The 25,700-nt window shown below is 66.2% G+C and carries 15 protein-coding genes, 1 tRNA gene and 2 pseudogenes; 9 read left to right on the forward strand and 9 right to left on the reverse strand.

Going from position 1 to position 25,700, the window contains the following annotated elements; translation table 11 throughout:
* Nucleotides 1-22: 22 nt before the first annotated feature.
* The 5 genes from AB3K92_RS12455 to AB3K92_RS12475 all read left to right on the forward strand — a co-directional run bounded on the left by AB3K92_RS12455 (nucleotide 23) and on the right by AB3K92_RS12475 (nucleotide 6,932).
* On the forward strand, nucleotides 23-469 hold the full coding sequence (locus AB3K92_RS12455) for a GatB/YqeY domain-containing protein (protein ID WP_021160855.1): 447 nt from the start codon (nucleotides 23-25) through the stop codon (nucleotides 467-469).
* Between the two features lie 70 nt (nucleotides 470-539).
* The gene (dnaG, locus tag AB3K92_RS12460; protein WP_369465184.1) at nucleotides 540-2,414 is read left to right on the forward strand and encodes a DNA primase; all 1,875 of its coding nucleotides are present in this window, start codon (nucleotides 540-542) and stop codon (nucleotides 2,412-2,414) included.
* Nucleotides 2,415-2,502: 88 nt separating this feature from the next.
* The gene (gene rpoD, locus AB3K92_RS12465) at nucleotides 2,503-4,923 is read left to right on the forward strand and encodes an RNA polymerase sigma factor RpoD (protein ID WP_081052572.1); all 2,421 of its coding nucleotides are present in this window, start codon (nucleotides 2,503-2,505) and stop codon (nucleotides 4,921-4,923) included.
* 129 nt (nucleotides 4,924-5,052) lie between these two features.
* Nucleotides 5,053-5,128: transfer RNA gene (locus tag AB3K92_RS12470), tRNA-Ile, on the forward strand.
* Nucleotides 5,129-5,381: 253 nt separating this feature from the next.
* On the forward strand, nucleotides 5,382-6,932 hold the full coding sequence (locus tag AB3K92_RS12475; RefSeq protein ID WP_059815078.1) for a phospholipase D family protein: 1,551 nt from the start codon (nucleotides 5,382-5,384) through the stop codon (nucleotides 6,930-6,932).
* 22 nt (nucleotides 6,933-6,954) lie between these two features.
* Here the strand turns inward: AB3K92_RS12475 and AB3K92_RS12480 are convergent, their stop codons facing one another.
* Nucleotides 6,955-8,421: a PLP-dependent aminotransferase family protein gene (locus AB3K92_RS12480; RefSeq protein WP_369465185.1), complete on the reverse strand. Its 1,467-nt coding sequence runs from the start codon at nucleotides 8,419-8,421 to the stop codon at nucleotides 6,955-6,957.
* A 314-nt stretch (nucleotides 8,422-8,735) separates the two neighbouring features.
* On the opposite strand from AB3K92_RS12480, the gene AB3K92_RS12485 reads away from it, so the two are divergent.
* Nucleotides 8,736-9,386: a pyridoxamine 5'-phosphate oxidase family protein gene (locus AB3K92_RS12485; RefSeq protein ID WP_048022149.1), complete on the forward strand. Its 651-nt coding sequence runs from the start codon at nucleotides 8,736-8,738 to the stop codon at nucleotides 9,384-9,386.
* Nucleotides 9,387-9,524: 138 nt separating this feature from the next.
* Here the strand turns inward: AB3K92_RS12485 and AB3K92_RS12490 are convergent.
* Both AB3K92_RS12490 and AB3K92_RS12495 read right to left on the reverse strand, forming a co-directional pair.
* A pseudogene (locus AB3K92_RS12490) lies at nucleotides 9,525-11,305 on the reverse strand (DUF3300 domain-containing protein).
* A gap of 451 nt (nucleotides 11,306-11,756) precedes the next feature.
* Nucleotides 11,757-13,589, reverse strand: a complete 1,833-nt coding sequence (locus AB3K92_RS12495) for a protease pro-enzyme activation domain-containing protein (protein WP_021160862.1) — start codon at nucleotides 13,587-13,589, stop codon at nucleotides 11,757-11,759.
* 668 nt (nucleotides 13,590-14,257) lie between these two features.
* Here AB3K92_RS12495 and AB3K92_RS12500 point away from each other — a divergent pair.
* A pseudogene (locus AB3K92_RS12500) lies at nucleotides 14,258-14,383 on the forward strand (APH(3') family aminoglycoside O-phosphotransferase); the annotation flags it as partial.
* A 115-nt stretch (nucleotides 14,384-14,498) separates the two neighbouring features.
* Here the strand turns inward: AB3K92_RS12500 and AB3K92_RS12505 are convergent.
* From AB3K92_RS12505 to AB3K92_RS12515, 3 genes are read right to left on the reverse strand one after another with little or no spacing between them, the layout of a single operon-like run.
* Nucleotides 14,499-15,986, reverse strand: a complete 1,488-nt coding sequence (locus AB3K92_RS12505; RefSeq protein ID WP_369465186.1) for an efflux transporter outer membrane subunit — start codon at nucleotides 15,984-15,986, stop codon at nucleotides 14,499-14,501.
* Nucleotides 15,987-15,999: 13 nt separating this feature from the next.
* On the reverse strand, nucleotides 16,000-17,586 hold the full coding sequence (locus tag AB3K92_RS12510) for an MDR family MFS transporter (protein ID WP_021160866.1): 1,587 nt from the start codon (nucleotides 17,584-17,586) through the stop codon (nucleotides 16,000-16,002).
* The gene (locus tag AB3K92_RS12515; protein WP_369465187.1) at nucleotides 17,579-18,724 is read right to left on the reverse strand and encodes an HlyD family secretion protein; all 1,146 of its coding nucleotides are present in this window, start codon (nucleotides 18,722-18,724) and stop codon (nucleotides 17,579-17,581) included. The genes AB3K92_RS12510 and AB3K92_RS12515 overlap by 8 nt, the downstream gene beginning before the upstream one ends.
* A 92-nt stretch (nucleotides 18,725-18,816) precedes the next feature.
* On the opposite strand from AB3K92_RS12515, the gene AB3K92_RS12520 reads away from it, so the two are divergent.
* Entirely contained in the window at nucleotides 18,817-19,656 is an 840-nt protein-coding gene (locus tag AB3K92_RS12520; protein WP_059484073.1) for a CerR family C-terminal domain-containing protein, read from the forward strand.
* Between the two features lie 27 nt (nucleotides 19,657-19,683).
* Here the strand turns inward: AB3K92_RS12520 and AB3K92_RS12525 are convergent, their stop codons facing one another.
* Together AB3K92_RS12525 and AB3K92_RS12530 are read right to left on the reverse strand one after the other, a co-directional pair.
* Nucleotides 19,684-22,179, reverse strand: a complete 2,496-nt coding sequence (locus AB3K92_RS12525) for a mechanosensitive ion channel family protein (protein WP_369465188.1) — start codon at nucleotides 22,177-22,179, stop codon at nucleotides 19,684-19,686.
* Nucleotides 22,180-22,463: 284 nt separating this feature from the next.
* The gene (locus AB3K92_RS12530; protein WP_369465189.1) at nucleotides 22,464-23,423 is read right to left on the reverse strand and encodes an LLM class oxidoreductase; all 960 of its coding nucleotides are present in this window, start codon (nucleotides 23,421-23,423) and stop codon (nucleotides 22,464-22,466) included.
* 61 nt (nucleotides 23,424-23,484) lie between these two features.
* Here AB3K92_RS12530 and AB3K92_RS12535 point away from each other — a divergent pair, with 61 nt between their 5' ends.
* Complete coding sequence (locus tag AB3K92_RS12535; protein WP_369465190.1) at nucleotides 23,485-24,018, forward strand: lysozyme inhibitor LprI family protein; 534 nt, start codon at nucleotides 23,485-23,487, stop codon at nucleotides 24,016-24,018.
* A 21-nt stretch (nucleotides 24,019-24,039) separates the two neighbouring features.
* On the opposite strand, the gene AB3K92_RS12540 is transcribed toward AB3K92_RS12535, so the two are convergent.
* Nucleotides 24,040-24,771, reverse strand: a complete 732-nt coding sequence (locus tag AB3K92_RS12540; protein WP_369465191.1) for a GNAT family N-acetyltransferase — start codon at nucleotides 24,769-24,771, stop codon at nucleotides 24,040-24,042.
* Between the last annotated feature and the right edge of the window lie 929 nt (nucleotides 24,772-25,700).

The raw sequence follows: 25,700 nt of genomic DNA on the forward strand, positions 1-25,700 counted from the left end.
ACGTTTCCTTCCCGGGTGAAAGATGAGTTTGAAAGAGCAGATCAGCGAAGACATGAAGGCCGCGATGCGCGCGAAGGAAAGCGAGCGCCTGGCAACGATTCGCCTGCTGATGGCCGCGATCAAGCAGCGCGAAGTCGACGATCAGATCACCCTCGACGACGCGGGCATCACGGCCGTGATCGACAAGATGATCAAGCAGCGCAAGGATTCGATCAGCCAGTTCCAGGCCGCCGGCCGTGACGACCTCGTCGCGAAGGAGCAGGCGGAACTGGTCGTGCTGAGCGGCTACATGCCCGAGCAGCTGTCGGAGGCCGAGGTGGCCGCCGAAGTCCAGGCCGCGGTCGCGCAGACGGGCGCGGCGGGCCCGCAGGACATGGGCAAGGTGATGGGCGTCCTGAAGGGCAAGCTCGCCGGCCGTGCCGACATGACGGCCATTTCCGCACTGGTCAAGGCCGCGCTTTCGAAGTAACACCTGTCTCCCCGGCGCGCGCGGTGCGTGCGCCGGGGTGTCGTATTGTCTTTTTTCGCTCGATCCCACGGTGATTCCGCATTCGTTCCTGCAGGATTTGCTGAACCGCGTCGATATCGTCGACGTGGTGGGCCGGTACGTGCAGCTCAAGAAGGGCGGCGCCAACTTCATGGGGCTGTGCCCGTTCCATAACGAGAAAAGCCCGTCGTTTACGGTCAGCCCGACCAAGCAGTTCTATCACTGCTTCGGCTGCGGCGCGCACGGCACGGCGATCGGCTTCCTGATGGAACACGCGGGTCTCACGTTCCCGGAAGCCGTGCAGGAGCTCGCGCAGTCGGTCGGCCTGACCGTACCGCACGAGCCGTCGATGCGTGGCGGCGGTGGGGGCGGTGGCGGTGGCGACTATCCGGCGCCGGTGTCGAAATCGGTTGCGACCGCGCTGTCCGATGCAATGACCGCCGCGTGCGACTACTACCGCAAGCAGTTGCGTGGCGCGACCGTCGCGATCCAGTACCTGAAAAACCGGGGCCTGACCGGCGAGATCGCCGCGCGCTTCGGGCTCGGCTATGCGCCGGACGGCTGGCAGAACCTCGAAGCCGCATTCCCCGACTATCGCGACGAGTCGCTCGTCGAGTCGGGGCTCGTGATCGTCAGCGAGAAGACCGATGCGCAGGGCGTCGCGCGCCGCTACGACCGGTTCCGCGAGCGGATCATGTTCCCGATCCGCAATGTGAAGGGGCAGGTGATCGGCTTCGGCGGCCGCGTGCTCGGCAGCGGCGAGCCGAAGTACCTGAACTCGCCTGAAACCCCGTTGTTCAACAAGGGGAGCGAGCTGTACGGCCTGTTCGAGGCGCGGCTCGCGATTCGCGAGCGCAAGTACGTGCTGGTCGTCGAAGGCTACATGGACGTCGTCGCGCTCGCGCAGCTCGGGTTCCCGAATGCGGTCGCGACACTCGGCACCGCGTGTACGCCGATTCACGTGCAGAAGCTGCTGCGCCAGACCGATACGGTCATTTTCAGTTTCGACGGCGATTCGGCCGGGCGGCGGGCGGCACGGCGCGCGCTCGAGGCATGCCTGCCGCATGCCGGCGACAACCGTACGATCCGGTTCCTGTTTTTGCCGGCCGAGCACGATCCGGACAGCTACGTGCGCGAATTCGGCGCGGATGCGTTCTCCGAACAGGTCGAGCGCGCGATGCCGCTGTCGCAATTTCTGCTGAACGAAGCAATTGCCGGCAAGGCGCTCGATCAGCCGGAAGGCCGCGCGAAGGCGTTGTTCGACGCGAAGCCGATGCTGCAGGCGCTGCCCGCGAACGCGTTGCGCGCGCAGATCATGCACATGTTCGCCGGCCGCCTCGATATCCCGTTCGAAGAGGTCGCGGGGTTGTCCGACGTCGATACGCGGATCGCGGCACCGCCGCGCCAGGCGCCCGCACGCAGCGAGCGGCGCCGCGTGACGGACAGTGAAAAGCGTGCGTTGCGCACGCTGGTGATGCATCCGCGCATCGCGTCGCAGCTCGACGATGAACAGATTGCGACCCTGCGTGCGTTGCCGCGCATCGGCGAACTGTTCGCGGAGGTCGTCGATCATGCCCGCGCGCTGGGCGACGGCGCGGAGTTCCGGCTGCTTTCCGATGTCCTGCGGACGTCCTCGAATGGAGCGACTTACGAGGAAATCTTCCGCGAAATTCTGGACTATGATGAAAACGTCCGCGATTTGCTGTTACAGAATCCGGAAGACGAGACGGTGCCCGAGCGGCAGCGTGAGCAGGAACGGATCGCGGGGGAGGAGTTGCAGGCCGCGGTGCTCAAGATGCGTTACGACGCTTGCTGTGACCGGCTCGACAGGCTGGCGCGGCAATCCACCTTCACACCCGAGGAATTGGCCGAATTGACGGAATTGAACCAGCAGCGAACCGACATGAAGCGTCGGCTCGGGCTGTAGGCGGCCGGGGAGCTTAGAGAGGGTTCCCCAGCGTGCTATAATATAAGGTTTCCAGCGGTTTGTTTTCCAAGCAAAGGCGAGAATCGCGATGGCAAAGACGACAGGCGGAAAGAAAGCAACAGGCAAGGGCTCGACGGAGCCGACCAAGAAGGTCACAGCGGCCAAGTCTGCTTCTTCCACCAGGACAACGTCTTCAGCCACGTCAGCCCCAGCAGGAAAAAAAACCGCGGCCGGCACTGCTCAGGCTGCGCCGGCGCCGGCAGCCAGAACACGGGCTGCCGCCAGACCCGACTCCGGGCCGGCCAAGCCGGCGGCGAAGCGGGCAAGTGCGAAAAGCGCAAGGGACACGACTGCCGCCGCGGACGAAACGGCAGTACGTACTACTCATGCACCCACGGTTCAACCGGCTGTCGTCCAGCAGCCGCGAGTCGATATAGCCGGTACGGCGAACTCCATGACCAAAAAGCTGAACGAAGTATCCGTCGAAGACGACGCAAATCAGAGCGACGAGCAGCCCGCAGCAGCAGCGGCTGCACCGGGCAAATCCAAGGTGCGCGACCGTCGCGCCAAGGAAAAGGCGCTGCTGAAGGAAGCGTTCGCGACGAGCACGCCGGGTACGGCCGAGGAGCTCGAAGAGCGCCGCGTGAAACTGCGCGCGCTGATCAAGCTCGGCAAGGAGCGCGGCTTCCTCACGTACGCCGAAATCAACGACCACCTGCCGGACAACTTCACCGAGACCGAAGCCCTCGAAGGCATCATCGGCACGTTCAACGACATGGGCGTGGCGGTCTACGAGCAGGCGCCGGACGCGGAAACGCTGCTCCTGAACGACAACGCGCCCGCCGCGTCGTCGGACGATGAAGTCGAAGAGGAAGCGGAAGTCGCGCTGTCCACCGTCGATTCGGAATTCGGCCGCACGACCGATCCGGTCCGGATGTACATGCGCGAAATGGGCACGGTCGAGCTGCTCACGCGTGAAGGCGAAATCGAGATCGCGAAGCGGATCGAGGACGGCCTGCGCCACATGGTGATGGCCATCTCCGCGTGCCCGACGACGATCGCCGACATCCTCGCGATGGCCGAACGCGTCGCGAACGAAGAGATCCGCGTCGACGAGCTCGTCGACGGCCTGCTCGATCCGAATGCTGCGGACGCCGCCGATACGGACGGCTTCTCCGCGAAGGAAGCGGAAGCCATCGAGAACGAGGACGAGGAAGCCGAAGAGGAAGAGGAAGAAGAGGAAGAGGAGGAAGATGACGGTGCCGCACAGGCATCGGCCAACGCCGCCCAGCTCGAAGCCCTCAAGCGTGCGTCGCTCGAGAAGTTCTCGCAGATCAGCGAGTGGTTCGACAAGATGCGCCGCGCGTTCGAAAAGGAAGGCTACAAGTCGAAGGCGTACCTGAAGGCGCAGGAAACGATCCAGACCGAACTGATGACGATCCGCTTCACCGCGCGTACCGTCGAACGCCTGTGCGACACGCTGCGTGCGCAGGTGGACGAAGTGCGTCAGGTCGAACGCCAGATCCTGCACATCGTCGTCGACAAGTGCGGCATGCCGCGTTCGGAATTCATCGCGCGCTTCCCGGGCAGCGAAACCGACCTCGACTGGGCCGAGAAGATCATGGCCGAAGGCCATTCGTACAGCGCGGTGCTGTCGCGTAACATTCCGGCGATTCGCGAACAGCAGCAGCGCCTGCTCGACCTGCAGGCGCGTGTCGTGCTGCCGCTGAAGGACCTGAAGGAAACCAACCGCCAGATGGCGGCCGGCGAACTGAAGGCGCGCCAGGCGAAGCGTGAAATGACCGAGGCCAACCTGCGTCTCGTGATCTCGATCGCGAAGAAGTACACGAACCGCGGCCTGCAGTTCCTCGACCTGATCCAGGAAGGCAACATCGGCCTGATGAAGGCGGTGGACAAGTTCGAATACCGTCGCGGCTACAAGTTCTCGACCTATGCGACGTGGTGGATCCGCCAGGCCATCACGCGCTCGATCGCGGACCAGGCGCGCACGATCCGTATTCCGGTTCACATGATCGAAACGATCAACAAGATGAACCGCATCTCGCGGCAGATCCTGCAGGAAACCGGTCTCGAGCCGGATCCGGCAACGCTCGCCGAGAAGATGGAGATGCCGGAAGACAAGATCCGCAAGATCATGAAGATCGCGAAGGAGCCGATCTCGATGGAAACGCCGATCGGTGACGACGACGATTCCCATCTCGGCGACTTCATCGAGGACACCAACACGGTCGCGCCGGCGGATGCCGCGCTGCATGCGAGCATGCGCGACGTCGTGAAGGACGTGCTCGATTCGCTGACGCCGCGCGAGGCGAAGGTGCTGCGGATGCGCTTCGGTATCGAGATGAGCACCGATCACACGCTCGAGGAAGTCGGCAAGCAGTTCGACGTCACGCGTGAACGGATCCGTCAGATCGAGGCCAAGGCGCTGCGCAAGCTGCGTCACCCGAGCCGTTCCGACAAGCTGAAGTCGTTCCTCGAAGGGAACTGATTTCCAGCGTCTCTCCTGCGAACGCCGCCGGTATCCGCGTGATGCCGGTGGCGTTTGTCTCCATTGTTGTTACAATGCCGGCCCGGCTTCTTTGCCGGGGCAGCGTGTGACACGCTTCGATTCTTTTCAGGGCTTGTAGCTCAGCGGTTAGAGCAGTCGACTCATAATCGATTGGTCGCGGGTTCGAACCCCGCCGGGCCCACCAGATTTCATGCGCGCGCTCGCGCCGCATGCCGAGAACCCGCGATGGCTTCATGCGTCGCGGGTTTTTCTTTGTATGGACGCGTGCCGCGATCAGGAAAGTACCGAGAGGGTGCCGCGCCGCTGTCAATCGAAGTATGCTGTAGCGCGGCCGTTCCACACGCGACACCGGGTACGGCCGAACGAAAACCAGGCAGCCCCGCGATCCATCCGGCGGCGAGAACAAACAGACTTCGGCCGGGAGCGGGACGGCAATCATGACCATGCTGCGTTCGTGGGGTGCGATTCTTTCGTTGCTGGCGCTCGTCGCATGCGCGAGCCTGCCGCCGCAGGCCGATCGCGCGCCGACGCACGCGTACACCGATACGGACGACACGCGGCTGGGCGTCGCGTTCCAGCAGCAAGCCAGCGCCCATCCCGGGCAGGACGCGTTTCACCTGCTGACCGATCCGGTCGACGCGCTGGATGCACGCGTGTTGCTCGCCGATCGCGCGGACCGTTCGCTCGACCTTCAGTACTACATCTGGCACGACGACCTGACCGGGCACGAACTGGCCGACGCGATCATTCGCGCGGCGGATCGCGGCGTCCGCGTCCGTGCGCTGCTCGACGATCTCGGCACGAACGCGGACGACCGCAAGCTGCTCGAGATCAGTTCGCACCCGAACATCGAGATCAGGCTGTTCAATCCGGTCGCCACGCGGCGGTTCAAGAAGATCGGCACGGTGTTCGAGTTCGCGCGCGTCAACCGGCGCATGCACAACAAGGCGATGATCGCGGACAACCAGGCGGCGATCGTCGGCGGCCGCAATATCGGCGACGAGTATTTCGGCGCATCGTCGATGCTGGAGTTCGGCGATCTCGATGTCGTCGTCCACGGCCCGGTCGTGAAGGACATCTCGACCGAATTCGACACCTTCTGGAATTCCCCGTACGCGTATCCGATCAGCGCGCTGGTCGGGCACGAGGCGGCACCGGGCGGGCTGGACCGCGAGCGCGAACGGTTGCGCGACTACCTGAGGGCCATGGAGGACAATCCGTACGTGCTCGAGGCCAGGCAGCGGCTCGACCGGATCGTTCACGGGCAGGGCACGGAACTGTCGTGGGGGCGCGCAACGGTGCTGTACGACGATCCGTCGAAGATCGCGCACGCGCCGAAGGACAGCGACGGGCATTTGATGCCGCAACTGCGGGCGCTCGCGTTGCAGCCCGAACATGACCTGCTGATCGTGTCGCCGTATTTCGTGCCGGGCAAGGATGTCGTCGAGCGGCTGCGCGCGCTCACGGCGCGCGGCGTGCGCGTCACGGTGCTGACCAATTCCCTCGCGTCGACCGACGTGGCGGCCGTGCATGCGGGCTACCGGCATTACCGGAGCGACCTCGTAGCAGCCGGCGTGCGACTTTACGAACGGCGGCCGTCGGGCGACAAGAGCATCTCGAAGCAGGTCATCATCGGATCGTCGCGTGCGTCGCTGCATGCGAAGACCTACGTGTTCGACCACAAGAGCATTTTCATCGGTTCGATGAATCTCGATCCGCGTTCGCTGAACCTCAATACGGAGATCGGCGTTTACTGCGAGAGCCCGGCGATTGCGTCGCAGGTGGCGAACGATCTGGAAGCGCGGCTCGATCGAATCGCGTGGCGCGTCGAGCCGAGGACCGATGCGGCAGGCAACGGGCAGCTCAAGTGGATTCAGACCGATTCGGACGGGAAGGTCACCGAGCTCGATCACGAACCGGAAGTGTCGGCCGGGCGGCGGATGGAAGTCTGGTTTCTCGGGCTGTTTCCGCTGGAATCGCAACTGTGAGCGAGGATGCCGCGTGTGACCCTCAGCCACGCGTGCGGCTCTGCTCGTCGATGACGGCTGCGAGCTGCATCGTCGCGGTCTCGATCGTCGCATCGCTCAGCCCGGAGTATCCCAGCACGAAGCCGTTGTACGGCCGGCCGTCGCCGACCCGGTAGCTGCTCAGCGGCTGAAGCAGCAGGCCACGCGAGGCTGCGGCGCGGGTGACGTCGGTATCGCGCAGCGGAAGCGCGAGATCCGCCGACAGATGCATGCCGCCCGGGCTTTCCCGAACGCACAGCGCGGTGCCGAGGTGGCGGGCGAGTGCCGTTTCCAGGTTGTTCCGCCGCTCGGCATACAGCGTCCTCATCCTGCGCAGGTGCCGCGCAAAGAGGCCGGTGTCGATGAACTCGGCCATCGCGAGTTGATCGGCCGGGTGGCCGCGATGAACGAGTTCGCGCAGCGTCCGGGTGAAGCGGTCGACCAGAATCGGCGGAACCACCATGAAGCCGAGCCGAAGGGCGGGAAACATCGTCTTGCTGAAGGTGCCGAGATAGCAGACCGGTGCGTCGGCATGCAGGCCCTGGATCGCGGGCAGCGGCTCGCCGTCGTGGCGGAACTCGCTGTCGTAGTCGTCCTCGATGATCCACGCGCCGCACGCACGTGCGTGCTCGACGAGCGCCGCTCGTCGCCGGGGGCTCATCAGCGCGCCGAGCGGGTATTGATGCGACGGCGTCGTATAGATCAGCCGGGGCGGCCGGGTGCGCCACTGTTCGTCGGTGGGCGCCATCCCTTCGTGGTCGACCTCGATCGGCACGATATCGAGGCCGGTCGAGCGGAATGCGGTACGGGCGCCGTTGTAGCAGGGGTTCTCGAGCCAGCCGGGTTCGCCGGGATTCGCCAGCATGCGCGCGCACAGTTCGAGGCTGCCTTGCGTGCCGTCGGTGATGAATACCTGGCCTGTTTCGCAGCGCACGCCTCGCGAGACGCGAATATAGGCCGCCACGGCACGCCGCAATTCGGGCAGCCCTTCGACCGGACCGTATGCGAGCTGCGCGGGCTTGATGACTTTCCATGCACGCTCGATGCAACGGCGCCATTGGGCAACGGGGAATTCGTCGAGCGACGGAAGACCGGGAACGAACGGCAGCATGCGTTCGGGTTCGGGATCGGCGTTCTCCAGCCCGTGCACGCGCTCGGACAAGCGAACCGTGGCCGGCCCGCTCTCGAGCCCGGCGCTCGAACGGCCGCATCCGTCCCAGCGCGTGATCGTACCGTTGCGCGTGGCCGACACGAAGCCTTCCTCGGCAAGGCGCTCGTACGCATAGACCGCCGAATTGCGCGCGATGCCCAACTCGGCCGCGAGCACGCGGGTCGACACGAGCCGTGTGCCGGACGGGATATGCCCGTCCAGCAGCATGTTGCGCAGGCTCCGGTAGAGGGCCTCCTGCTGGCTGTGGCGTGTCGTGCCGTCCTGTCTGGAAAGCGATGAGCGGAGCAGCGCGAGATCCATGGGCTGGTTCCAGAATTTTTCGGTGAGCTGGTTCTTTTGAAGATTCGGCGCGCATCGTATCGTTCACGTTCTCGCGGTGCCGGCCGGTGCGCGGGGCCTTCCGGCGATCGTCCCCGATTGCGGCACGCGCGTATTTTGATCGATTTGAAGCGCGACTGTCGACGGGGCGATCGATCGGTCGTTCAGGCGTGGAAGTCGCGCGCGTTCAATTCGATTAACTTCGCAGTACAAATGTATTCCGTGCGGATCATCGAGCCTTGCCGGAACGCGCGCCGCTCGATGTGCGCAAGGGCGCGCGAACAGGAAAACGAAACATGAAAGACCAGACCGTCATCGCTTCCACACCCCGCACCACCATTCGCCGCCTGCCGGAATTGGCGAGTCGCGATCGCACGACGCTTCATCGCATCGTGGACGAAGCCTACGTCTGCCACATCGCGTTCGGTGCAGGCGACGACACGCATTGCATCCCGACCGCGCACTGGAGACGGGGCGATGACCTCTATATTCACGGGTCCAACGGTAGCCGGATGATCAAGGCGCTGTCGGCGGGCGCGCCGGCCTCCGTCGCGATCACGTTGCTGGACGGGCTCGTGCTGGCCAGATCGGCCTTCAACCATTCGATGAATTATCGATCCGCGGTGATCTACGGGCGGTTCGACGTCGTGGCGGGCCGTGACGACAAGCTGGCGGCGCTGGATGCGTTGATGGACAAGATCGCACCCGGTCGCAAGCATGATGCGCGGCCCGGCAACGAGAAGGAAATCAATGCGACCAGCGTGCTGCGGATTGCGCTTGCGGAAGCGGCGGTGAAGGTCAGCGATTCGCTGCCTTCCGACAAGGATGAAGATCTCGCGCTCGCTGTCTGGACGGGAGTCCTGCCGCTGAAGACGACGCGCGGCGCACCGGTTCATGCCGACGGCAACATGCCGGTGCCGGACTACGTCCGGAACTGGGCCGAGTGAGTGGTGCGGCAAGGCCGCGCGGGTGCGCGAAACATGGCGGCGCACGGCGTGTGCGGCCGTGCTGTCTTCGCATGGCGGCGAGGTGCGAGCTTCGCCGGCCGGCAGCGCGAATGCCGCGCTGCCGTGACGGGTTGCGTTTCACTCGGCGCGATGCTCACGCGAGTCGTGCGGCGGATGGGGCTCGGCAGGGTGCGGTGCTGACGCGTGCTCGGAAGCCGGTTGCCGAGGCTGCGTTGCCGCGTGTTCCTGCGGCTGCGCTTCGTTGCGCGGCGGCATCTCCTTGTGCGGTTGCTGCTGAGCCTCGTTGCGTTGCTGTGTTTCTTCGCGCTGCTGTTGCTGAGCTGCATTGCGTTGCTGCATTTCTTCGCGCTGCTGTTGCTGAGCTGCATTGCGTTGCTGCATTTCTTCGCGCTGCTGTTGCTGAGCTGCGTTGCGTTGCTGCATCTCCTCGCGCTGCTGTTGCTCCGCTGCGTTGTGTTGCTGCATTTCCTCACGTTGCTGCTGCTGTGCCGCGTTGTGCTGTTGCATCGCCTCGCGTTGCTGCAGCGCCTCGTTACGCTGCTGTTGCTGCAATTGCTGTTGCTGCGCGACCGCGCGATTTTCCTGCGCGGCACGCGCCTGCTGCATTGCCTGCTGCCGCTCGTCGCGCATCGCGCCGGGTGCATGTTGCGCCGGTGTTTCGGCATGCGATTCGTTCGCGCGGTTCTGCACGAACGCGTCGGGCGAGGGTCGCGCGCCGGGGCGTGCGTCATTCGCGCCGAAGTGCGGCATCGTCATCGGCGCGGCGCCCGGGTGCTGCTCCATGACCTGGCCGCGCATCGGCTCCCCGCCCGGCTGCATCGTGTTGCGTTCGATCGTCGTGTTCGTCGTGTTGTTGGTGACGTTGCCGCCGTAGTTGTTCGTGATTCGCGTGTTGCGGATGTTGGTGATGTTGTTGATCACCGTGGTCGACTTCGACACGTACGTGGTGTGGTTGTACACCACGGCCGGCCGCTGCCAGCCGCCGTTCCAGCGGGGGCCGTCCGGATGCGGCGCGCCCCAGTTCATGCCCCATGCATGCCAGCCCCAGTCGTGGTGCCCGAAGGTCGCGGCGCCGACGGCGATGCCGACGCCGAACGTGATCACGCCGGCGGCAACGACTTCACCCGTGCTGTATGAAGGCGGCCGATACACGTAGCCGGGGTAGGTCGAAACCGGTTCGCCGTAGACGACCGTCGGGTTGTAAGACGGGACGTAGACGACGTCCGGCTCTGCGGACTCGATCTCGATGGCCTGGACGGGCGGCGGCACGATCGCCGGCCCGGCGTAGCCCACGGGCGCATCGGTGTCCGGTGTATAGCCGGCCGGTGCGGCCTGCGCGACTTGCGTGACCCGCATCGGGCCGCCCGTTCGGAGATGGCCGGACGTCTGCGCGCGCTGACGCATCACCTGGATCGCGTTCATCACGTCGGTCGGATCGTTGTAGTACGCCTGCCCGAGCGACGTGGTCCAGGCCGGGTTCGACGCCATCTGCGACAGCACGGCGGGGAACGCGGTCAATGCCTTGACGGACGGGTCCCACGGCTGCGTATCGGCGGCGCTTGCGAGTGCCTGCCCCTTCAACGACGGATTCTGCGTCACCCAGTTATTGGCGGCCGCGACCTGGTCCGGATACGTGGCACCCGCGAGCACCAGCGCGACGAGCTTGTCGGGGAAGAGTGCGACTGGCGCGACCATCTGATAGAGCTGGTCGGCCGTCGGCGGCGTGTAGGCGACGGGCGTCGAGGCAGGCAGTGCCGCCGCGGCCACGCTTGCGTCGCTGGCCGGAGCGGCGGGGCTGCGGCGCCGTTCTTGTTGCAGGCCGAGAGGCCGAGCAGCGACACGATGAGGGACGACGCGATCAGCGTTCTGACGGGGCGGTGTGCACGGGTGTTGTTCATGTTGTTCGTTCGGTGTGGTGTCGGCGTTGGCAGGCATGCGGGCCGCGCGATCGGCTTGAGCACTGTGCCGCGACCGTCAACGCGTGCTCTGGGGGCATCGGCCGGAGCAGGCGGCAAGGTCGTGTTCGCATGGTGGTGGTCCCGCAACGAATCGATATATCCAGTTAAACGCACGACACGCGCGGAAGTTGTCTGTGTGTTGTGTAACAGTATGTGCACCTTGCAATCCGTAAGCGAGCCGGCACTGCCCGGTAACGAATATGAAAATTGCGTGCGCAACGATTGAAAGCTCGACGCGTGCGTCGTCGCGCCGGTTGCCGCTCCGCGAGATTGCGCGGAATGCAAAAAACCCGCGATGGCCTTTCAGCCATCGCGGGTCTTTTTAGCGATCACATCCGGCCCCATGCGTGCGCTTCGGTGCGCACGCGGAACCGTGGCGGTTATCGGTTCATCAGCGCGCGAAATCCGGCGTGCTCTGGATGAACGCGTTCAGCTTCGAGATGTTCACGCTGCCGAAACCCGTCGTCGCGTCCCAGCCGGCCTTCGCCTTGTAGCCGTAGGTGCCGCTGCCGTTGTTGCCGGACGTGACATCGTGCAGCAGCGCCGCGTTGCTCGGGAAGTACTTGTAGAGGCTCGACGCGGGGAACCCGAGCGCATTGTTGTTCGCGGACTGCAGCCGCGCCCAGATGCCCGTGAAGATCGGCGCGGCGAGGCTCGTGCCGCCTTCGTTGTTCAGGTAGCCCGAGCCCCACAGCGTGTCGGACGTCTGGCCGTTCACGACGAGTATCGCGCCGGTGCGCAGGTCGGCATCGAAGCCGACGTCGGGCAGTGCGCGCTTGGTCGATCCCGTGAGGCTCGACGATTGCCACGACGGCGCGGCTTCGTACTTGCTGTACCCGCCGCCCGTCGACCACACGGTGCCCGGCTGCCAGCTCGGATCGTTCCAGACGATCTCGCTGTTGTAAGCGTTGGTCGACGTATTGGTGAACAGCGTCGTGCCGCCCACTGCGATCACGTACGGCGACGTTGCTGGCTCGCTCACCGTGTAGGTCGAGCGCGACGGCGTGCCGCCCGCGCATTCGTATGCGCCGTGGTCGCCGGCGGATACCGAGAAGGTTTGCCCCTGCGCGATCGCCTGCTTGAAGATGGTGTCGTCGGTTGCCTGCGAGCCGGTGCTGTTCGCGGACGATTCGCACACGCCGAGCGACACGTTGATTACCTTCGCGACGTTGTCGGTCACGGCCTTGTTGTACGCGGCGGTGATCGCGGTGAGCGTCATCGACGGTGCGACGTAGAACACGACCTGCTTCACGCTGCCGCCGGCCGCGCCGACGATCGACTGGCTGTCGAGGTTCCATTCGACGGTGCCGTCGGTGTCGGTGTACGAACTGCCGGACGGGCCCGTCTTCACGATGCTGCTGCTGATCGTGCCGAGGCCGTTGTTTGCGGCGAACGTGTTGAGGTCGCTCACGGTCTGCGACAGGTCGCCTTCGGAGATGATGCCGACAGTGGTCTGCGAGGCCGTCGGCGTACCGTTGCCGCCGTAGATCGACGAGAACTCGGTCGGGTTGTGCGGCACCGCCGATGCGCCGGCCGGAATCGTCAGGTTGCTGGTGTTGCCTTGCGGCTTGCTGCCCGCGCCCGTGTGCATCAGTTCGACGTTCTGCAGGCCCAGCACCGCGCCCACGACGCCGCCGATCGCATTCGGCACCTGCGCGGCGTCGGTATTCGCATAGACGCTGCGGCCGTTGCGCGTGAAGCGCTTGAGCGTCGTGCGGAACGCGGACTTGATGGTCGCCGCGGTGCCGGACGCGGACACCAGCAGGCGGTTCGGTGCGACCACGATGTTCACGAAGCCTTCCTTGCGCAGGTGCGCGACGACCGAGGCGACCTGCTGGTCGGTCGGTGCATATTGCGCGGCGAACTGCGCCGGCGTGAGGAACTGCCGGTAGTGCGGCGAGCCGGGCGTATGCAGGTCGTGCAGGTATTGGTCGAGCTGTGCTTCGTTGCGCAGGTTCAGTCCGAGCACGATGTCCACCGATTCACCGGGTGCCATCTCGATGGCTGCCGTGGCAGCGGCGGCCGTGCTGGCGGCAGGCGCGCCGGCCGTACCGGCTTCGCTCTGCTGCACGAGCGGCAGGAAGCCCTTGGTGCGCGTTTCCGTCCAGCCGGCCGCGGGCGCGGCGTGGACGGTCGCGATGCCGAACGATGCGGCTGCCGCGGCGGCGAAGGCGAGCTTGACGAAGCGATTGTGCTTTTGATTCTTGTCTGCAACCTGATTCATTTGAATTACCCCTCCGGTTGAACATCGAACGGCACGAACAACAACGGTCGACAGCGGTGCGGATCGTGCACCGCCGATTTCTGTCGCATGCGTGCGGATGGCGCGGACGCGACAGGGCCTTTCGCCCGATCCGGAAAGGTGTTGTTTCTCCGGGGGCGAAATTCGGAAAATGCGGTAGCGAGAGGGCTGCGTCGCGATACGGTGCAGTCGCGCGGACTGGGCGCGGGCGGGATTGCTAGAGCAACAGTTTCGTTGTCCTGCTCATTTGATTCGATCCTTCGGCCCGCTGCCGGATGGCAGTCGTCCAATGAAATGCATCGGGATGTCGCATGGCCGGCGCGCGAACGATACGGCCGGCGGCTGGCACTTCGGTGCGGCGGAAACGAAAAAAACGTGGAGCAGAAGCGATTGCGCAGTGAGCAATTTGTCAGATTGCTTGCATCGGACGGTATCAAGAACGAAAGCGGGGTGTCAAACTTTTTTTGGTTATATGAAACAAATTTAAAGCGAATAAATGCAATATTTTTGAAAATATTGGCAGTAATTTGTAATATTCGGCGCCAACGAAGAAAGTAATGCTGAATACAGTTCGCCGATCGTTTCCGGTTCGATACGTAATTGGTGCGACTGCGTCGACCGTGTTCGAGGCGCGACTCGAATCGCCGAGGCGAGATATCGAAGCCGAGCTCGGCAGTGAATGGGTCGCGCCTTTCGTCGACCGGTACGGAATCGGGCAGCCCGATCCGGGCCGGATCGCTTTCTCTTTCTATCGGCTGCTCAACGAGTTTTTCTGATTCATCGGGTGGTCACGGGCGGCGCGCGAAACGGTTTTTCTGTCCCGCGCGTCGCCGTGGTCGATGCGGTTGCAGCCGCGACAAACCCGGCCGCACGGCACCGCTCGACTCACCGTCAACCCGCGCCCGTCTGCCACCCGAGCCCGAGGCTCTTCTGCACCGACACGTAGTCCTTGATCAGTTCGGCCTGCCCGGCGATCACGTTCTGTTGCGCGGAAAGCGCTTCGCGCTGCGTATCGAGCAGGTCGATCATCGATGCGACGCCCGCGCGATAGCGTTCATCCATCAGCGATCGCGAATGCACGGCGGAGGTTTGAACCCTGGTGAGCGCAACGACGTGCTCGCGCTGGTGTCCGTAGCGCTGCAATGCCGTATTGGCATCCTGCAACGCACCGAGCACCGCCTTCTGATAGTTCGCTTCCGCTTCGTCGCGCGATGCTTCGGCCGCGCGCACCGCGCCGCGCGTGCGCCCGAAGTCGAGAATGTTCCATTGCAGATACGGCGCGCCGACCCACGTGAAGTTCTGCTTGCGGAGCAGGTGGCCCGGGTCCGTCGCGCTGAAGCCGAGATCGCCGAGCAGCGTCACCTTCGGGAAGTAATCGGCGACATGCTCGCCGATCTGCGCATTGCTCGATGCGAGCCGGCGCTCGGCCGCGCGAATGTCGGGGCGCTGCTTCAGCAGCGTGGCCGGATCGCCGATCGCGACGCTGTCGGGCAGCGACGGCAGCGGCGCGGCCGGTGTCGTCAGCGCCGCGTCGAGCGCACCCGGCGCGCGCCCCGTCAGGATCGCGAGCCGGTCGAGCGATTCCGTCACTTGCGCGTCGAGCGGGATCAGCGAGGCTCGCGTGTTCTCGACCTGTGTCGTCAGGCGTTCGATGTCGGCATCGGCCGCGACGCCGCGCGCGCGGCGCTGTTGTGTGAGTTCAAGCATCTTCTGCTGCAACTCGGCGGTGCGTCGCGACAGCGCAAGCCGCTGCTGCTGGTCGCGGAGGTCGACATACGCGTTCGCGACTTCTGCCGCGATCGACACCTGCGTGTCGGCGAGATCGGCGTCGACTGCTTCTGCTTGCGCGGACGCGGCTTCGACCGCCCGGCGCGTACCGCCGAACAGGTCGATTTCCCAGGTTGCGTCGAAGCCTGCCGAATAGAGCTGCAGCGGACCCGAGCCGCCCAGCGACGGCGATGCACTGCCCGACTGGTTCGAGCCGTTCGACGGCAGCAGCGAACCGAGCGCGCCGACGTCCGGCTCGCGCATGCGGATGGCGGCGACGGTGGCGGACGATTTCGGCAACTGCGCCGCGCGCTGTTGCGAGAGCTGCGCGCGCGATGCGCGCAAGCGTGCCTGCGCAGCGTGCAGATCGGGGTTGTACGCGAGCGCCGCAGTGATGAGGTCGTCGAGCTGGCGATCGTTGAGCGCGTGCCACCACGCGCTCGGCGCGGGCGCGGCGGTGTCGACACCGGAGGCCGGCGCGCGCACGAAGATCTGCGCATCCGGTGTGGCGGGCGCGCCGCGGTAGTCGGGGCCGACCGTGCAGCCGGCGAGCAGGCACGCGGCCGCACACAGCGTGAGCACGGGGCGGCGGGGCAGGAAGAAGGGTTTCATCGCGTAAGACGGTTCAGTGGCCGGACGACATCGGCTGCGGCCCGCGCGGCGTTCTCAGCAGCAGCGCGAGCGGCACGCAGGCGAGCAGTGCAAGGCCCAGCAGATAGAAGGTTTCGGAATAGGTCATCACGACGGCCTGGACCTGGATCTGTTGCGCCAGCTGTCCGAGCGCGCGCATGTTCGAATACGCGAGATCGCCGGTGTGTGCGAACCAGTTGGCCGCGTAGGCCGACAGCCGGTCCTGCCCGATCAGCGAGTTCGCCGTCACCGATTCGCGCAGCGCGGCCGTATGGAAGGTCGTGCGCCGGTCGATCACGGTGCCGATGATCGCGAGCCCGATCGAGCCGCCGAGGTTGCGTGCCATGTTGTAGAGCCCGGCTGCATCGCCGGAGTCTTCGCGTGCGACGGCCGCCATCGATGCCTGGTTGAGCGGCATCATCGCGAGCATCTGCGCGACGCCGCGAATCAGTTGCGACCAGACGAAGTCGTGGCCGACGCTCTGCGCGGTCAGGCTGATGTCGAGCATGCAGCTCAGGCAGAACAGCAGCAGCCCGGAGATCACGAGGATGCGGAAATCGACCTTGCCGAGCAGGCGCGGCAGGATCGGCATCACGAGAAAGGCCGGCAGCCCCGACAGCAGCATGATTGCACCCGCCTGTTCCGCGTTGTAGCCGGCGACGATCGCGAGGAACTGGGGCAGCAGGTAGGACACGCCGTACAGGCCGGCACCGACCGCGGACACGATCACGATCACGCTCGCGTAGCGCGGGTTGCGCATCAGCGACAGCCGCATGATCGGCCGCTTCGCGAAGCGTTGCGACAGCGCGATCAGGATCATCCCGGCGAGCGACACCAGGCTCAACGTGACGATCATCTGCGATTCGAACCAGCGTTCGCGCTGGCCTTCCTCGAGCACGACGGTGAGCGAGCTCAGCCCGATCGCGAGGCCGGCGATCCCGAGCCAGTCGGCGTTGAAGAACGTGCTCCATTGCGGACGGTCGGACGGCAGCCCGAACCACAGCAGCCCCATCAACAGCACGCACACCGGCAGGTTCAGGAAAAAGCACCAGCTCCAGTTCACGTTTTCCGCGAGCCAGCCGCCGAGCACCGGGCCGAACAGCGGCCCGAGCAGCACGATCAGGCCGAACAGCGTCATGCCGACCGGCAACTGAGACAGCGGCAGCCGCGTGCGGATGATGGTCTGCGCGGTCGGGATCAGCGCGCCGCCGGTGAAGCCCTGGCCGATCCGGCCGGCGATCATCATCGGCAGCGAATGCGACCAGCCGCACATCATCGAGAACGCGATGAACAGCGCGGAATTCGTCAGCAGGAAATTGCGCAGCCCGAACACGCGGGTGAGCCACGCGGCGAGCGGGATCATCACGATCTCCGACATCAGGTAGCCGGTCGAGATCCACGTGCCTTCGGTGCCGGTCGCGCCGATTTCACCCTGGATCTGCGGAAGCGCGGAATTCGTGATCGAGATGTCGAGCGTCGCCATCAGCGCGCCGAGCGCGCCGGCCGCGACCGCGATCCAGTCGGTCACGCTCGCACGGCCTTCATGCGGCGGCGCGGGCATCGTGGCGGACGGTTCAGCCATGATGCGACTCGTCGCGGGCCGAGCGTGTATCGACGTCGACCGTCACCGACAGCCCCGGCAGCAGCATGCGCTGCGCGCGGGCGTTCGCGGCGAGGCGGATGCGCACCGGCACGCGCTGGACGATCTTCGTGAAGTTGCCGGTCGCATTCTCGGGCGGCAGGAGGGCGAACTGCGCGCCGGTGCCGGGTGCGAAGCTGTCGACGACGCCGGACAGCGCACCGTCCGGCAATGCGTCGACATGCAGTTCGACCCGCTGGCCGATACGCATGTTGCCGATCTGCGTTTCCTTGAAGTTCGCGACGAGGTAGATCGAATCGACGGGCACCACGGTCAGCAGGCGCGTGCCGGGCTGCACGTATTGACCGACGCGCACCGTGCGATCGCCGACGCGGCCGGCGAGGGTGCTGCGCACGATCGTGTTGTCGAGGTCGAGCTGCGCCTGTGCGGCACTGGCCTGCGCGGCTTCGAGCTGCGCGCGCGCCTGCTGGAGCTGGGCGGTGAACGACGCGATCTGCGTGCGTGCGGCCGCGATCGACGCAGTGTTCGCGGCGAGCGTCGCGACCGCCTGATCGCGCGTGCTCTTCAGGTCTGCCACACGTTCGTGCGTCTCCGCACCGGTCGCCGCGAGCGGCGCATAACGCGCGTATTCGTCGCCGGCGTGCTGCGCATTGATCCGCGACACCTTCGCCTGCGCGTCGGCCTGTTCGAGATTTGCACGCTGCTGGCTGATGTCGGCCTCGGCGCGTGCGATATCCGCGCGGCGTGCATCGACGGTCGCAAGCGATTGCGCGAGCGCAACCTGGTACTGGCGGACGTCGAGTCGCACGAGCGGATCGCCGGCCTTCACGGCCTGGTTGTCGCGGACATACACATCGGTCACGTAGCCGGCGACCTTCGGCGCGGCAGTCATGCTGTCCGCCTGCAGGTACGCGTCGTTGGTACTTTCGATGAAACGGCCGACCGTCCACCAGCGGCCGAGCCAGACGGCGCCGCCGATCGCCGCGAGCACGGCGACGACGAGCAGGATGCGCCGTTTCGATCCGTTTCCGGATTTGCCTCCCGAGCCGCTTCCGTTTCGCGGTGTTGTTCCGTTTTCCTGACGATCTGCTTGCTGTGGCGGGTCTTGCGGCGTCGACATTCCGGTGTCCAATTTATTCCAAGTGGAAGAATTATTCCAGTTGATAAAATTGTGTCAAGTAGAATATCGATCGATCGAATGACGGGGAAGGCATGAACGAAGCGAAGAAGCTGCGCCGGACGTCGGCGGGCGGCTACGCCCGCGGCGACGAAACGCGCCAGCGGATCATCGAGGCGGCGATCGAACTGTTCGGCGAGCGCGGGTTCGCGGGTGCATCGACACGCGAGATCGCCGCGATGGCCGGCGTGAACGCGCCGGCGCTCCAGTATTACTTCGAGAACAAGGAAGGCGTGTACCGCGCGTGCGTCGAGGCGATCGCGGAGAACGGCAGGGAAGTGTTCGCGCCGTCGGTCGGCCATGCGAGGGCGATGCTCGATGCGGACGCGGACGTCGACGTGCTGATCGACGCGTTCATCGGGCTGCTGCGCGCGCTGTCGGACCGGATGTTCACCGCGCCGAAGACGATGAACCAGCGGATGTTCTTCGCACGCGAGCAAGGCGGCCAGGAGCCGGCGAGCGCGAGCGAGATCCTGATGAAGCGCATGCGCAAGCCGCTCAACGACGTGAGCGCCGAACTGATCGGCCGTATTTCGGGCCGGCCGGCCAACGATCCCGTCACCCGATTGCGCGCGCTGAGCCTGTTCGGGCAGATCACGGTGTTCCACATCGCGCAGCGTTCGGCGCTGCAGTTGCTCGAATGGGAGGCGTTCGAGGGCGAGCGCGCGGCATTGCTGATCGACACGATCGCCGACCAGACACGCGTGCTGCTCGAGCAATGGCATGCGCAGCGCGACGTATCGGCTGCCGATCCGGAAGCCGGCGCGAAGCGCGGGCAGGGCGCGGCGGCGAAACGTGCGGCCAAGGCGAAGGCGGGGGCATCGGCGCCCGCCGCGACAAGCACGCGGCGCGTGAACAAGCCCGCCTCGCGTTGAGCGCGGGACGGCATCGCACCAGGCCGATCAACCCGGCTTGCGCCCCGGTTCGGCGGGCGACGGCGGCCGGGCCGCCGGTTCTGCAGCATGGCCGTTGCCGCTGTCGTCACCGTCGCCGCCATTGTCGCCATTGCCGCCGTTTTCGCCTTCGACGACAGGCCGCGATCCGTCCGCATAGGCGACGACGCTGCGCTGCGGATTGGCGATCCGGATGCCGCGTTCGCGGAACGTCTCCGCGATCCGCCGGTTGAATTCACGCTGCACGCTCCAGCGCGTCGCGTCCGTGCATTGCATCTGTCCGGACAGCGCGAGTGCCGCGCCGTCGACCTGGTCGATCCCCCAGTAGCTGAAGTCCGACAGGATGCCGTCGCGGTATTTCGGATCGTCGCGCAACGCCGCGCCGATCTCCTTCAGCGTCGCGATCGCGCGATCGATATCCTCGCCGTAGGCAATACTGATCTTGACGGCGGCGTTGCCGAGCCCGCGATTCGTGTTGTTGACGGTCGTCACGGAGCTGAACGGGATCGTGTACAGCGACCCGTCGCCCGCGCGCAGCCGCACGGTGCGGATCGACAGGTACTCGACCGTACCCGACACGCCGGCGAGCGTGACCCAGTCGCCGACCTGCATCGCGTTTTCCATCAGCAGGAAGATCCCGGTGATGAAATCCTGCACGAGCTTCTGCGAGCCGAAGCCGAGCGCGACACCGAAGATGCTCGCGCCGGCAAGCAGCGGGCCCACGTTCACGCCGAGCTGGCTGAGGCCCGTCAGCACGACGACGAGCGCGATCATCACGAACAGCAGCGAGCGCAACATCGGCAGCAGCGTGCGCAGTCGCGCCGCGCGCACGAGATTGCCTTCGCGCGTCCACCGCTGCAGGCGGCGCTCGATCGCGATGTTCGCGGCTTCCCACACGAGGAGCGCGACGATGGCCGCGATCGCGATCGTCACCAGCGCCGACGCGAGGCGGTGGCCGATGGTGCCGGTTTCGAACGCGCGGAAGATCGGCACGCCCCAGATCTGCAGCAGCAACACGACGGTCACGATGCCGATCGCGCCCGACACGATCTGGCGCAGCAGCGGGTAGTAGCGGTACGCGTGCAGGTGGACGAGCGTGCGGTCTTCGTCGCGGCCCTGGAACAGCCGCGCGAGCGCGCCGAACACGACGATCGAGACCATCCGCATGCCGATCGTCACGGCGATCGAGCGGCCGCCGAGCGTGATCAGCACGCGATAGCCGTTGTGGACGTCGAGTGCCCACACGAACCACAGCGCCATCACGATGAATACCGACACGGGGGCCCACGCGTCCGCGAGCGCATTCGCGACCATCTCGAAGGACGCACGGTCGTCGCCGGCCGCGCGAATCCGCGCGGCGACCGGCTGGCGGCACCGCAGGATCAGTGCCGACACCATCAGGTGCCCGACGAGCGCGACGGCTTTAAGCAGGGCGACATGACCGGCCTCGCTGAGCCCGAAGCTCGCGGCGATCTCGACAGCGGCCGTGCAGGCGCCGACCACGATCACGATCCGCGCGATCGAGCGTTGCGCGAAATCGGCCCACGCATCGCTGATGTGCAGCAACCGCAATTGCCGCGCATCGGGCTGGAAGAACAGCCGGCTGACGATCGTGACGAGCCGGCAGATCACGTAGATGTCGATCAGCGCTTCGAGCGCGGATTCGATCGGGGTGCCCGTCTCTCCGATCGCGGACATCGTCAGGCTCGCGACACCGACGAACACGAGCAGCGGCACGGCCCGCAACGCAAGGCTGACGAGCGCGCGCGGCATCCGGTGCAGCAGCGTGGTGTGGCGGCGCGCGTGGCCTCGGCCTGGTGACGACGCGGGGGCGGTGTCGGGTGCATTGGCGGGATCGGCGGCGTCGGGTTTGGCGGGGGTGTCCGGCGGTGCGTCGTCGTCATCGGGCGTGGCGGAGTCCGGCGCGGTGCGGCGCGACGTGTCGGCACGCCGTGCGGCCACCGCGGCCAGCGCGCGTCGCAACAGCCGCTTTGCCAACCATTCGACGAAGAGCGCGGGCACGAGCATGGCGACGATGATCCAGAACGCGTGCGCGAGATCCGCGCGCTCGTCGGCTCGCACCAGCCTGTCGTGCCACCAGCTTCCGACCGAGCCGACATCGAGCAGCGAGTGCAGCGACTCCTTCAGCGCGCCGCCGATTTCGGTGGCCCAGCGCGATCCCTGCCGGACGAGCATCGACGCGAGCCCGTTCGACGTGAGCGCGCCCGGGGCCGCGGCAGCCGATGCGCCGCTGGCCGCCACCGCATTGCTTGCAGCGACCGCGGGTGCGCTGAGCGCGCCGACGGCCGCGATCGCACGCAGCGTCGTTTCGACCTGCGCACGATCGCGGGGATTTTCGAGCACGTCGAGTGCCTGCCGAGCCTGTTGCGGCGTCAGTGCGGGCGCGGTGCCGGAAGCGGCCGACGCGGCGGCCGGGGCGGGAGCGGCCGCGTGAGCGGCCGTGACGACGGCGGCAAGCAGCCAGCCGAGGAGGATATGTCGCATGGAGTGGGCATGCGGGCGCGCATCGGCGCGCGGCCCGCCGGGCTGAACGATGGACGGGAAGTTAACATGATCGCGCCCGGAACCGAATAGTTCCGTCGACGATCATTCGAATCGGGCATGCACGACGCGGCACGGCCGTTCGCGGCGCGTTTCCGCAGTCATGTGGCTGACGCAGGGAGGGTGAGGCGACTCGATTGCCGGCGTGTAAGGCGCGCGTAATGCCCGCTTGCGGGCAACGGCGAGCGCCGCGCGCATCGCGCCGAATTCATCCGGAATCCTGCCAATCATGCTTCCCCGTCGTGAAAAACCGGCAGGACGTGTTCCGCGATTTCTTCTATGACGTCGCGCACGGGCCGGTCGGAGCCCGGATTCAGCGTGACGTGATGTGTTCCTGCCGCGCGCATGTTCCGCAGGATGTCGATCAATGCGCGGCGTCCGGTTGCATAACCGAGCGGCAATGCGGTGGCCGGCGCATCGGGATCCGCGACGAGGTCGACGCGCATCGACACGCCGAACGCGCGAAAGGCCGGCGACGCGAGCCTTTCAACCGCCGCGCGCCACATCGAATAGCGTGCGCGTTGCGTGTCCGGATCGCGGTGATACGTCATCCAGCCGATCGAGTGACGCGCGATCCAGTCGACGCTTTGCCCGCCCGAGCCGACCGCCAGCATCGGCACCGCGTCGGCGCCGCGAGGCAGCAGCGTGAAGTCGGGCGCATCGGGCGGCGCCTCGTCGGGCAGCACGCGCGATGGCACGCCGAGCGCGGCCGCGACGACGTCCCAGTGCGCGCGGTACCGGTCGCGGCGCGTTTCCGCGTCGACACCGAACGCCGCATATTCGGGCGGCCGGTCGCCGGAGCCAAGCCCGAGGATGAAGCGCCCGCCCGACAGCGTCGCGACCGACAGCGCGCCTTTCGCGATATGCAGCGGATGGCGCAGCGGCAGCACGATCGCGCCGCTGGCGAGTGCAATCCGGCGCGTGCGTGACGCCAGTGCGCCGAGCAGGACCCACGGGTCGAGGTGGCCGACCGGGTCGGGATAGTCGGCGCTGTTCAGCGGCACGTCGCGAATCCACAGCGCGCGAAAGCCGAGCGTGTCGGCCAGCGCCGCGAGTTCGAGTTGCTCGTTGAAGTCGGCGACGACATGGCCGGTGCGAAGCAGCGGCAACGTGAGGCCGATAGACAGCTGCCCGGCCGAAAAGACGCGATGCGCGACGTCGGGGCGGGCAGGGGCGGGCGTGGTCATGTCGGGTCCTTGGAGGCGGGGCAAAGCGGGCGCGACGTTGCGTGTCCGAATGCTAGCGTGTTTGCGCGCCGGCTGCGCGGCGCGGCATGCGCAGCGTCCGATCGGGCGTGAGCGGTGGCGTCGAGGTAACGGGAGCCATGCGGGCAGCGGGCCGGGCATAATCGGTGCTTTCGATCATTGGGAACGGCGAATCCGGATGAATACGCTTCAACACGCGGCGATCGGTCTGGCGGCGAGCGCGATGTTTTTCACGGTTGCGTTCGACGCGCGCGCGGACGATGCGCAGCGCACCGCTATCTGCAAGACCGCCGAGGAAACGGGCTACACGGCCGACATCCGCAATTGCCTGCGGCTGAAATATGACGAGGCCGACCGACGGTTGAATGCCGTCTACAAGACGAAGATGGCGAGCCTGGATGCACAGGGCAAGGCGCGGTTGCGCGACGACGAGCGCCGCTGGCTAAAGACGCGGGATGCCGCCTGCGCCGAATCGCGGCAGCCCGATGCAGGCGGTACGCTCGGGCTCGTGGAGGTTGACAGTTGCTTCGTCGGCGAAACCGAACGCCGCGTCAAGGTCATCGAGGCCTTTCGTTGAGGTGTCGCGCAGGCCCCCGCGTTATGCCACCCGCAGCGTCGTGCCGCACAGCGTGAGGCCGAGGCGCGACGCCACGCGCTGTGACGCGCGGTTGTCGCTGTCGGTGCTGTAGAACAGCGTGCGGGTTCGAAGCGACGGCAGCCGCGACCACGCGGCGGTCACGGCTGCCGCGAGGCCGCGCCCCCGGAATGCAGGGGCCGTCGCGAGACCGAGTTCGGCACCGACTTCGGACAGCCGCGCGGCGAATGCGACCGATGCGACTTCTCCGTCGACGACGGCCGCACACCACGGCGCCCACAGATCGGCGGCGCCTTGAAACCCCATCGAGAACAGGCCTTCGGGCATCCCGCGCGTCGACAGTGCGTGCAGCAGATGCCGGCCCGCGTCGCTGTCGCCGTCGATCAGCTCGACGTGTGCGTCGGTGTCGAAACCGAGTGCGTGCGGCAGCGCGTAGACGAGGCCGATGTTCCAGTGCGGAACGGGGGCGAGCAGCGCCAGATAGCGTTCGAGATGCGCGGGCTGGGTGAAGTCCGCCGATGGCGTTTCGCTGTCGGCCAGCCGCGCCAGTTCTTCTGCGACAGGAAAGGGCACGTCGGCGCGTACGCCCGCGAGGTTGCGTTCCGCGCATCTGCCGAGCCAGAAGCGGGGCCCGGGCGAGCAGTCCGGATCGTTCTCGCGTTCGATCCGGTGATCCGGATGCAGCCGGAACAGCGTCCGGTAGTCGATATCCAGCCAGTCGTGTGTGTCAGGCATAGGTCGGGCAGGTGGCTCCCGTCAGGTGGCGGCGAGTTGCGCGAAGCAGGCCGGGGCGGGCCCGCGCGTCCGTTCATGCGTATGCGGCACTGTGGGGCGATTGTAAGCCGGTCGGCAATCGCGCGCAGATGCAACGACGCGACATCGGTGCGGGCCGTGCCGGCACGGCATGACGGCATGACGACATCGCGGCATGCCCGGCCGAGGGTCGCCGATCCGGCACGCGTTTCAGTTTCGAAACGTTCGCGCTGCTTGCCGGTGCGCGATTCGCCGCGATGGCCCCGCTGTGGCCCGCGCGGCCTTGCGGCGTGAAGCATGGTGCGCTCCTTGCATATCTGTACGGGCCGTGAGCGCGGTCGCGGACGCAGTCGGTCCGGCGATCGCTTCAGTGGGTCGGACGTATCGGATACGGGGACAAGAGAATGAAAACAGACCGAATCGCAACATGTCGTGTTGCAAACATGAATCGCCGACCTGCCTGGGTACTCGCTTCGCCGTTGATCGAGGCGACCTGAGCGCGCGGCTTTCCGTTCCATCCGAGCAATCGGGTTTGTTCTGAACGACGACGTGCAGGTGTGACGCACGAGGCCGACTGGTGCCGGTCGGCCGTCGGGGACGAACTTCGACCAGCTGTGGATGGCCCGGCCCGGAACCCGGATCGTCATGCTGGCGCGCGCAACGCGAGTCGTCGCGCGGCGCGGGCGTTCGTGCGCAGTGTATCGCGCCGGCGCGACGGGCCCGAACCGGATCGCACCGGATCGCACCCGAAAGCCGGCCGCGCATCGATGTGTCCGGCACCGCGGAATACATGCAGTCCAGGGGAAGCGTTCGCCGGCCGCGGCATGGCGGGCGCCGCGAAATTGTGCTGTCAGTTGATCCACTACCCCGATGGATCAATTGTTGAAGCGCCCATCGCCGAGTGGCTGATG

The organism is Burkholderia sp. Bmkn7, from assembly GCF_041103175.1.
GTDB classification, from domain to species: Bacteria; Pseudomonadota; Gammaproteobacteria; order Burkholderiales; family Burkholderiaceae; genus Burkholderia; species Burkholderia cepacia.

Bases quoted from the DNA above. Each gene is read 5' to 3' on its own strand.
- AB3K92_RS12455 (WP_021160855.1), top strand. From the start codon at position 23: ATGAGTTTGAAAGAGCAGATCAGCGAAGACATGAAGGCCGCGATGCGC.
- rpoD (WP_081052572.1), top strand. From the start codon at position 2,503: ATGGCAAAGACGACAGGCGGAAAGAAAGCAACAGGCAAGGGCTCGACG.
- AB3K92_RS12475 (WP_059815078.1), top strand. From the start codon at position 5,382: ATGACCATGCTGCGTTCGTGGGGTGCGATTCTTTCGTTGCTGGCGCTC.
- AB3K92_RS12480 (WP_369465185.1), bottom strand. From the start codon at position 8,421: ATGGATCTCGCGCTGCTCCGCTCATCGCTTTCCAGACAGGACGGCACG.
- AB3K92_RS12485 (WP_048022149.1), top strand. From the start codon at position 8,736: ATGAAAGACCAGACCGTCATCGCTTCCACACCCCGCACCACCATTCGC.
- AB3K92_RS12495 (WP_021160862.1), bottom strand. From the start codon at position 13,589: ATGAATCAGGTTGCAGACAAGAATCAAAAGCACAATCGCTTCGTCAAG.
- AB3K92_RS12505 (WP_369465186.1), bottom strand. From the start codon at position 15,986: ATGAAACCCTTCTTCCTGCCCCGCCGCCCCGTGCTCACGCTGTGTGCG.
- AB3K92_RS12510 (WP_021160866.1), bottom strand. From the start codon at position 17,586: ATGGCTGAACCGTCCGCCACGATGCCCGCGCCGCCGCATGAAGGCCGT.
- AB3K92_RS12515 (WP_369465187.1), bottom strand. From the start codon at position 18,724: ATGTCGACGCCGCAAGACCCGCCACAGCAAGCAGATCGTCAGGAAAAC.
- AB3K92_RS12520 (WP_059484073.1), top strand. From the start codon at position 18,817: ATGAACGAAGCGAAGAAGCTGCGCCGGACGTCGGCGGGCGGCTACGCC.
- AB3K92_RS12525 (WP_369465188.1), bottom strand. From the start codon at position 22,179: ATGCGACATATCCTCCTCGGCTGGCTGCTTGCCGCCGTCGTCACGGCC.
- AB3K92_RS12530 (WP_369465189.1), bottom strand. From the start codon at position 23,423: ATGACCACGCCCGCCCCTGCCCGCCCCGACGTCGCGCATCGCGTCTTT.
- AB3K92_RS12540 (WP_369465191.1), bottom strand. From the start codon at position 24,771: ATGCCTGACACACACGACTGGCTGGATATCGACTACCGGACGCTGTTC.